The 8,096-nt window shown below is 61.2% G+C and carries 9 protein-coding genes and 2 pseudogenes; 2 read left to right on the top strand and 9 right to left on the bottom strand.

What is annotated here, in order from left to right; translation table 11 throughout:
* Positions 1-1,017: adenosine deaminase (locus tag HLUSI_RS0115330; protein WP_029363574.1), on the bottom strand; the 1,017-nt coding region annotated here is incomplete at its 3' end.
* 269 nt (positions 1,018-1,286) lie between these two features.
* Here HLUSI_RS0115330 and HLUSI_RS0115325 point away from each other — a divergent pair.
* Positions 1,287-1,832 carry a hypothetical protein gene (locus tag HLUSI_RS0115325; protein WP_016834818.1) on the top strand — a complete coding sequence of 182 codons (546 nt, stop codon included), beginning with the start codon at positions 1,287-1,289 and terminating at the stop codon, positions 1,830-1,832.
* A gap of 188 nt (positions 1,833-2,020) precedes the next feature.
* On the opposite strand, the gene HLUSI_RS0115320 is transcribed toward HLUSI_RS0115325, so the two are convergent.
* The 8 genes and pseudogenes from HLUSI_RS0115320 to HLUSI_RS34195 all read right to left on the bottom strand — a co-directional run bounded on the left by HLUSI_RS0115320 (position 2,021) and on the right by HLUSI_RS34195 (position 7,402).
* A complete protein-coding gene (locus tag HLUSI_RS0115320; RefSeq protein WP_016834817.1) occupies positions 2,021-2,749 on the bottom strand; it encodes an amino acid ABC transporter ATP-binding protein in 729 nt (242 codons plus the stop codon).
* Entirely contained in the window at positions 2,730-3,386 is a 657-nt protein-coding gene (locus HLUSI_RS0115315) for an amino acid ABC transporter permease (RefSeq protein WP_016834816.1), read from the bottom strand. Before HLUSI_RS0115315 ends, HLUSI_RS0115320 begins: the two co-directional genes overlap by 20 nt.
* The gene (locus HLUSI_RS0115310; RefSeq protein WP_016834815.1) at positions 3,383-4,054 is read right to left on the bottom strand and encodes an amino acid ABC transporter permease; all 672 of its coding nucleotides are present in this window, start codon (positions 4,052-4,054) and stop codon (positions 3,383-3,385) included. Before HLUSI_RS0115310 ends, HLUSI_RS0115315 begins: the two co-directional genes overlap by 4 nt.
* A gap of 90 nt (positions 4,055-4,144) precedes the next feature.
* On the bottom strand, positions 4,145-4,927 hold the full coding sequence (locus tag HLUSI_RS0115305; RefSeq protein WP_016834814.1) for a transporter substrate-binding domain-containing protein: 783 nt from the start codon (positions 4,925-4,927) through the stop codon (positions 4,145-4,147).
* Positions 4,927-5,406 (bottom strand): annotated as a pseudogene (locus tag HLUSI_RS34205) (FCD domain-containing protein); the annotation flags it as partial. The pseudogene HLUSI_RS34205 and the gene HLUSI_RS0115305, both read right to left, overlap by 1 nt.
* A 179-nt stretch (positions 5,407-5,585) precedes the next feature.
* Positions 5,586-5,687, bottom strand: a pseudogene (locus HLUSI_RS34200) (GntR family transcriptional regulator); the annotation flags it as partial.
* 343 nt (positions 5,688-6,030) lie between these two features.
* A complete protein-coding gene (locus HLUSI_RS28865; RefSeq protein WP_016834813.1) occupies positions 6,031-6,927 on the bottom strand; it encodes a 5'-nucleotidase in 897 nt (298 codons plus the stop codon).
* Positions 6,893-7,402 (bottom strand): 5'-nucleotidase, encoded by a 510-nt coding sequence (locus HLUSI_RS34195; RefSeq protein ID WP_016834812.1) that lies wholly within the window; start codon positions 7,400-7,402, stop codon positions 6,893-6,895. Before HLUSI_RS34195 ends, HLUSI_RS28865 begins: the two co-directional genes overlap by 35 nt.
* A 301-nt stretch (positions 7,403-7,703) precedes the next feature.
* On the opposite strand from HLUSI_RS34195, the gene HLUSI_RS0115285 reads away from it, so the two are divergent.
* Positions 7,704-8,096, top strand: a 393-nt coding sequence (locus HLUSI_RS0115285) for a FadR/GntR family transcriptional regulator (protein ID WP_016834811.1), incomplete at its 3' end; no start/stop codon positions are given.

Genomic DNA, 8,096 nt, shown 5'->3' with positions numbered 1-8,096 from the left:
GACGGGGGCCCCCGACAGGAAGCTGGCATCGATGCCGTTGCGCGCCAATTGCACGATTTCTGCACGGGAGAGATCCAGCGCCGCCACGACGGCCAGGTAGTTGTCGTTCATGTAGCCGCCGAAGTAAGCCGGATCGTCGGAATTGACCGTCACCGCGAGGCCCGCGCGCAGCAGTCGCGCCAGATTGTGCCTGGCCATGTCGTCGACCACGCAGAGTTTGAGGTTGGACAGCGGGCATACCGTCAGCGGCATTTTTTCACGCACCAGGCGTGCCATCAGGGCGGGGTCTTCTTCGCTGCGCACGCCGTGGTCGATGCGTTCCACCTTGAGCACGTCGAGCGCGCCGATGATGTACGCCGGCGGACCTTCTTCGCCGGCGTGGGCCACCAGGTGGAAGCCGAGCTCCTTGCAGCGCGCAAAAACCTTGGCGAATTTCTCCGGCGGGTTGCCGCGCTCGGACGAGTCCAGGCCGATGCCGTTCCACAGGTCGCGGTATTGCTCGCGCAGCGGTAGCGCCGCTTCGAGCGTGACGAAGGCGTCTTCTTCGGAAAGATGGCGCAGGAAGGACATGATCATGGCGCTGGAGAAGCCATGTTCATCGCGTGCCTCGCGCAGCGCACGGGCGATGCCGGCGAACACCACGTCAATGCCGATGCCGCGTTCGGTGTGGGTCTGCGGATCGAAGAAGATCTCGGCATGGCGCACGTTGTCGGCGCGCGCACGCGCGATGTAGGCGGCGGTCATGTCGTGGAAGTCCTGTTCGGTCTGCAGCACGTTGGCGCCGGCGTAGTAGAGATCGAGGAAGGACTGCAGGTCGGTGAAGTCGTAGGCTGCACGCAGCGCATCAACCGAAGCATAGGGCAGCGCGACCTTGTTGCGCTGCGCCAGGGCGAATAGCAATTCAGGTTCCAGCGTGCCTTCGATGTGCAGGTGCAGCTCGGTCTTGGGCAGGGCTTCGACGAAGGAGCGCATTGCTGCGGGCAGGGCGGGGGGAGCTGAGGTGGCGGAGGTAGTCATGGCTGGCCTTTGGTATTGAACTGGAACGATGGCGTATTTTCTCAGAAAGCGTCGTCGGGCTTCGAAAAACGTTCGTGAATTCTTGTCATTCAGGAAAACTAAATCACCTCAGTGCGGACTAAGAGGCAGCGCCGTCTCGAAGAAGGGGCTGGAATAATGTAAAGTTTTCGAGAAATGCGGCGTATCCGCGGTAATGCATGTTTTAATGCTGTGCCGTCAGGCGGACCAAAAGAAATTGCACAAGCAAAACAGGAGCGGTCGGATCAGGTATGAAGAAGATTATTGCGACGACAATGACATGCAGCATGCTGGCGGGAGCAAGCGTAGCACTCACCGGCTGTTCGCTGTTTTTCTGGAAGAAGAAGGAAGACGCCAGCCTGGTGCCGTTCTCGACCATTCCGAGCAGCGCGTACCAGAGTTTTGTCAAAAACTGGGACAACAAGGCGCAACCGGTGCTGTGTGCGTTGATTCGCTCCCAGGCCGACTGGAATTACTGGTTCCAACCGGCGGCGACGATGCGCTCCCAGCGCGCGTTGACGCCCTCTGAAGAATACTTCGAGACGCGCCAGTTGTTGCTCGCCACGCGCGTGATCCAGGCGCCCGACGCCGCCGAGCGCAGCCAGATCTTCAGCGCCGACAAGGTCACCATGCGGAACGGCGTGCTGAAGCTGGAATACCGCTTCGTCAAGCCGGTTTCCGGCGCAACCTATCAGGTCAAGGATTTCCTGCTGGTGGAAATTCCCAAGGAGCGCTACACCACCGGTCCGGTGGAGTTCATCGAAAACGGTTCCAAGGTGTGCCAGATCGCGCGCTGACGCTCTTGCCGCACTCTGCGCGACATCGACAAAAAGCCTGAGCCCTTGCTCAGGTTTTTTTCGTTTTGGCGGGACGCTGGTTGCCAGTCGCCAAAAAAATCCCCTGCCGGTGTAATGACGTGCAGGGGAGGTGCAGAAAGGAACAGTATTGCCTTTGTTGTCGTCTTGTTGTCTTGTTGTTTTGACTATCAGTGCGTCATGCCAAGGAACTGTTGCAACTCCGGTGTCTTCGGATTGGCGAACAACTCTTCCGGCGGTCCGATCTCGTGGACCTTGCCCTGATGCATGAACACCACGCGGTCGCACACTTCGCGCGCGAAGCGCATTTCGTGCGTGACCATGAGCAGGGTCATGCCGTCGTCAGCCAGGCTGCGCACCACGGCCAGCACTTCATTGACCAGTTCGGGATCGAGCGCCGAAGTGATTTCGTCGCACAACAGCGCCTGCGGCTGCATGCTCAGTGCTCGCGCAATCGCCACGCGCTGTTGCTGGCCGCCTGAGAGCTGATCGGGAAAGGCATCGAACTTCATGCCCAGGCCGACGCGCTCCAGGTTTTTCTTGGCCAGCTCGCGCGCTTCGGCTTCCGGCGTGCCCTTGACAATCATCGGCGAGATCATCACGTTGCGGCCCACGCTCAGGTGCGGGAACAGGTTGAACTGCTGGAAGATCATGCCGACCTTCAGGCGCAGCGTCTTCAGTTCCAGTTCGCTGGTGCCGAGATAGGCGCCGGCCACGCTGATCGAACCTTCGTCGATGGTTTCGAGGCCGTTGATACAGCGCAGCAGCGTGCTCTTGCCGGAGCCGCTCTTGCCGATGATGGCGATGACTTCACCGGCATCCACGGACAGGCGGATGCCCTTGAGCACTTCGTTGTCGCCGTAGCGTTTTTTGACATCCTCAATGGCGATGAGCGGCATTGAATTTCCTTTCCAAGAATTGGCTGTACTTCGACAGCGGCCAGCACAGGGCAAAGTAAAAAAGTCCGACGACGGCAAACACGGTGAACGGCATGAAGGTCGCGTTGGTGATCACGGTGCCGGCCTTCGACAGTTCGACGAAGCCGATGATCGAAGTCACGGCAGTGCCCTTGATGATCTGTACGCCGAAGCCGACGGTAGGCGGAATCGCGATACGCAACGCCTGCGGCAGGATGATGTGGCGCATCTGTTGCAGGTGACCCATGGCCAGCACCGAAGAGGCCTCCCACTGGCCGCGCGGAATCGCGTCGACGCAGCCGCGCCAGATTTCGGCGAGGAAGGACGCGCTCCACAAGGTCAGCGCCAGTCCCGCCGCCAGCCAGGCCGGCACTTCCAGTCCGAACAGCGCGAGCCCGAAGAAGATCAGGAACAGCTGCATTAGCAGCGGCGTGCCCTGGAACACTTCGATGTACAGCCTGGCGGCGCGTTGCAGGGCGCGGCGTTTGGAAATGCGCGCGAACAGGATCATCATGCCGACCACGCTGCCCAGCAGGAAGGTCGCCAGCGACAGCAGTACGGTCCAGCGACCCGCCAGCAGCAGGTTGCGGACGATGTCCCACAGGGAAAAGGAGATCATGAAGCCCTCCGCGCAAAGATGAACTTGTCGCCGATCAGGCGCAGCAACTGCCGCAGCAGGATCGCCATCGCCAGGTAGATGGCGGTGGCCAGCAGATAGGCTTCGAAGGCGCGGAAGTTGCGGCCCTGGATGAAGTTGGCGGCGAACGACAACTCTTCCACGGCGATCTGCGAACACACCGCCGAACCCAGCATGACGATCACGATCTGGCTCGACAGCGCCGGCCAGATCTTTTGCAGCGCCGGACGCAGGATGATGTGGCGGAACGCCTGCACGCGCGACATCGACAGGCTCAGTGCCGCCTCCATCTGGCCGCGTGAAATCGCATTGACGCCGGCGCGGATGATTTCCGTGCTGTAGGCGCCGAGGTTGATGACCATGGTCAGGATGGCCGCCTGCATTTCGCTGATCTGTATGCCGAGGCTGGGCAGGCCGAAGAAGATGAAGAACAGCTGCACCAGGAAGGGCGTATTGCGGATCAGCTCGACGTAGCCGCTGACGATGGGCTTGAGCCAGCGCGGTCCCTGCGTGCGCGCCCAGGCGCCGAAGATGCCGACGGCGATGCCGACGACGCCGCCGACTGCGATCAGCTCGACCGTGGTCAGCACGCCCTTGACCAGCACGTCGGTGTAATCGAACGCCGCGAGGAAATCAAAGTGATAGGCCATGTGGATGCATTTTCCGAGTATGGGTGGTGTGAATCACTTCCGCATGCAGGTCATCCGGACCCCTTCACGGGATCCGGTTCGTTGTGCGGATCAGAGCGTGGCCGGCAGCGGCAGACCCAGCCACTTGACGGTCAGCGCGCTCAGCTCGCCGTTCTTCTTGATCTCGGCGAGGACGGCATTGACCTTGTCCTGCAGCTTCTTCTCGTCCTTGTTCAGGCCGATGAAGCAAGGCGAATCCTTGATCAGGAATTTGGTTTCAGGCTTCTTCGGCGGGTTCTTGGCGATGATGGCGGCGGCGATCACGTTGCCGGTCGCGACCAGTTGCACCTGGTTCGACAGGAACGAACTGATGGTGCCGTTGTTGTCTTCATAGCGCTTCACGGTGGCGCTGGCCGGCACGATCTTCGACAGTTCCAGGTCTTCCACCGAACCGCGCGTGACGCCGATGGTCTTGCCCGCCAGATCGGCAGGACCGCTGACCTTCTGGTCGGCCGGACCGAACACGCCGTTGAAGAACGGTGCGTAGGCGGCGGTGAAGTCGATCACTTTTTCACGCTCGGCGTTCTTGCCCATGCTGGAGATGACCAGGTCGACCTTCCTGGTTTGCAGGTAAGGCACGCGGTTGGCGCTGGTGACCGGGATCAGTTCGACCTTCACGCCGAGCTTCTTGGCGATCAGCGAGGCGACGTCGATGTCCAGGCCTTGCGGTTTCAGGTCGGCAGTGACCGAGCCGAACGGCGGGAAATCCTGCGGTACGGCGACGCGCAGCACGCCGGCCTTCTGGATGTCGTCGAGCGCGTCGGCGCGGGCAACGGAAGTGGAAATCAGCAGCGCGCCAGCCATCAGGCCAAGCAACAGTGTCGAGAGTTTCATCATGATTCTCCAAGTTGAGATGAAGTGAGGGAAATGGCTGAAGTAGCCTGCTTTTTGACGGAGCGCGAAGTCGTCTTTTTGCGCTTCGCGGGTGCTGCAAAAGCGTTGCCGACCACCGATGCGGCCGACACTGCGGACACCGGCGCCAGCGCCTGGCGCAGCGGCGCCAGCGGGTCGTTGACTTCGGCCTTGTTGAGGCCGGCTTCGACGTGCTGCAAATGGTCGTGCATCAGTTGCTCGGCTGCGGCCAGGTCGCCGCGTTCGAGCGCCGCGACGATGTGGACGTGTTCGGCGCAGGAGTCTTCGGCCTGTTCGGAAGACTGGTGCAGCATCGCGGTCAGCGTGGTGCGTGCGGTGAGGTCGCGCAGCGTGTCCGACAGCAGCGTGTTGCCCAGGCATTCGCACAGGGCCACATGGAAGTCGCCGAGCAGATAGCGCCGACGTCGTCGCCTTCGATCGCGGCCTGTTCGCGGTTGATGTGGTCGCGCAGTTGCCCGATGGCGCTTTTGGTAATCGGTCGTGCGTGGCGCAGCAGCCCGAGTTCGATCACGCGACGCGCCTCGAAGGCTTCACGCGCGTCGCTCGGCGACGGTTCGATGACGAACCAGCCGCGCCGCGCGCTGACGGTGACGATGCCGCGCGTGACCAGGCGCGTCAGCGCTTCGCGCACCAGCGTGCGGCTGACGCCGAACAATTCGGACAATTGCTGCTCGCCCAGGCGCGTGCCGGGGGCAAGCTGCTTGGCAAGGATCGCTTCCATGATGCGGTTGGCGATCTGGATCGAGGATTTGATGGCGTCGGTGCTCATATCCATCATCTGAGCAATATGCATGCCAATCTTGTATACCAGATTGACGTACAGAAAGAATGCGCCGGGCGGGAAGGTGGCGCCAGCTGCAAAGCCTTTGCTGTCATGGCATTGAGCGGCTGAACCAGGCCGCGGCAGGGGAGGTGATGATTCGATTTGGCGCATTGCCCATCCCTGCCTTGGTGCATTTTTGGCGAGGTCTTGTATATCAGTTCACGGCGGCTCACTACTGCGGCGCAAAAAAAAGCCGCTGGTGCAATCCGGCGGCTTGGTGTTTTGCCTTTAAGGCTGCGCTTCAGTTTTTTGAAGTTTCCAGCGAAACATCGCTGTCGGAGGGCGGCGGCGTCAGCAATATCGGCTTGGGGCTCTTGCGCGCGCTGCGGACACCGAGCGCGCCGCCTTCATACGGCACCCGACCTGACGGCACCACGGCCGATGCCAGCTCGACATGGCCTTCCTGGTCGTCGAAGAACATGTGGGCGCCGAACGCGTGCAGTACGTCCGCCTTGGGCAGGCCGCCGAGGAAGAAGGCCTCGTCGACGGTGACGTTCCAGGTGCGCAGCGTGTGGATCACGCGTTTGTGCGCCGGGCTGTTGCGCGCGGTGACGATGGCGATGCGCACCGGGCAGGTCTCCGGCGTGAACTGCTTCTGGATTTCGGCCAGGGCGAACAACAGCTTGGCCAGCGGGCCTTCCTTCATGGCCTTCTTGCGGTGCCGCTGTTCGTGGCGGGCAAACGCTTCCAGTCCCTTCTCCGCAAAGATGCGCTCGGACTCCGCCGAGAACAGCACGGCGTCGCCGTCGAAGGCGATGCGGATCTGCTTGTCCGGCGCGCTGTAGTCCAGCGGGGCGGCGTACAGCTGCGCAGCGGCCACGCCGGCGTCGATGGCTTCCTGCACGTCGCCGGTATCGCGGGAGAGGAACAGGTCGATCTTGAAGGCTTGCAGATAGGGCGCGGTGGGCCCGCCACCGGTGAAGGCGGCGCGGCTGATGTCGAGCTTGTGCGCCTCGATGGCGTTGAAGGCGCGCAGGCCGGTGTCGGGCGAATTGCGCGAGATTACTACCACTTCGACCAGGCGGCGGTCGGGGATCAGCGTATTGAGACGGAGCAGGGCCTTGACCAGCGGGAAGGCCGTACCCGGTTCAAGCGGATCGTTTTCATGCTGGCGCTGGTAATCGCTGTAGGCGGTCACGCCCTCGGTGTCGTAGATGGCGTTTTCGTGTTCGAGGTCGAAAGCGGGAAGCGACGCCGCCGTCGATGGCGGCCTGGACGTCGCTCTTGTCGCGCGAGAGGAAAAGATCGATCTTGAATGCTTCGAGGTAATGCACGATAGGTTCGCCGCCGGTGAAGGCCGCGCGGCTGATGTCGAGCTTGTGCGCCTCGATGGCGTTGAAGGCGCGCAGGCCGGTGTCGGGCGAATTGCGCGAGATTACTACCACTTCGACCAGGCGGCGGTCGGGGATCAGCGTATTGAGACGGAGCAGGGCCTTGACCAGCGGGAAGGCCGTACCCGGTTCAAGCGGATCGTTTTCATGCTGGCGCTGGTAATCGCTGTAGGCGGTCACGCCCTCGGTGTCGTAGATGGCGTTTTCGTGTTCGAGGTCGAACATATATAGCGCGCGCGAGGAAATGCCGATGACCAGCATGCCGGAAAGATCGTAAGCCATGTCTTATATAAGCAATTGATGAGCGATGAGGAATGTTTGTGTCGCAAAACTGATCTGCGCAGTGTGCCACAGATGGAATTCGGTCCCCAGTTTTGTAGCGATTTGGCCGCATGCAACATCGGCATGGGATCTGGAGCGGCAGCTTTTCTCGCTATTTGTTCACTTTGTCTGGCAACATCACGCATATTGCCTGCTTCTTTGTCGCATGTTGTCAAAAAGTATTTTTCGGTCGCGGATTGCATCGCGTTGCAGAAATTTGTATGATGACCGTATAACTTATTTAAAAGACCCAGAGACAAGCATGTTTCAGAAGATCCCGGTACAGGCGCTCAGCGACACGGTAGCGCGGCAATTGCTGGAGAACATCGATGCCGGTGCTTTCCCCCGAGGCAGCAAGCTTCCCACCGAAGCGGTGCTGGCCCAGCAATTCGGAGTGAGCCGCACGGTAGTGCGCGAAGCCATCGCCCGACTGAAGCATGAAGGCCTGGTCGAGCCGCGCCAGGGTAGCGGCGTATTCGTCACGGAGCAGGCCGGTATCAAGCCGCTGCGCATCGATTACACGGAGGTCAGTTCTCCCGAAGCAGTCTTGCAGATCGTTGAATTGCGTCGCGCCATTGAAGCCGAGGTTGCCGCGCAGGCTGCCAAGCGCCGTACCGACGCCGACATGGCGGCGATTGACGCCGCGCTCGCGCGC

It is taken from the genome of Herbaspirillum lusitanum P6-12 (genome assembly GCF_000256565.1).
Classification (GTDB): Bacteria; Pseudomonadota; Gammaproteobacteria; order Burkholderiales; family Burkholderiaceae_D; genus Herbaspirillum; species Herbaspirillum lusitanum.
The sequence above is the reverse complement of the archived record's forward strand: the minus strand, read 5'-3'. Positions and strand labels throughout refer to the sequence as shown.

Excerpts from the sequence above, each read along its gene's own strand:
- HLUSI_RS0115320 (WP_016834817.1), bottom strand. The coding sequence starts at position 2,749 with ATGCCGCTCATCGCCATTGAGGATGTCAAAAAACGCTACGGCGACAAC.
- HLUSI_RS34195 (WP_016834812.1), bottom strand. The coding sequence starts at position 7,402 with ATGGCTTACGATCTTTCCGGCATGCTGGTCATCGGCATTTCCTCGCGC.
- HLUSI_RS0115315 (WP_016834816.1), bottom strand. The coding sequence starts at position 3,386 with ATGATCTCCTTTTCCCTGTGGGACATCGTCCGCAACCTGCTGCTGGCG.
- HLUSI_RS0115325 (WP_016834818.1), top strand. The coding sequence starts at position 1,287 with ATGAAGAAGATTATTGCGACGACAATGACATGCAGCATGCTGGCGGGA.
- HLUSI_RS0115305 (WP_016834814.1), bottom strand. The coding sequence starts at position 4,927 with ATGAAACTCTCGACACTGTTGCTTGGCCTGATGGCTGGCGCGCTGCTG.
- HLUSI_RS0115310 (WP_016834815.1), bottom strand. The coding sequence starts at position 4,054 with ATGGCCTATCACTTTGATTTCCTCGCGGCGTTCGATTACACCGACGTG.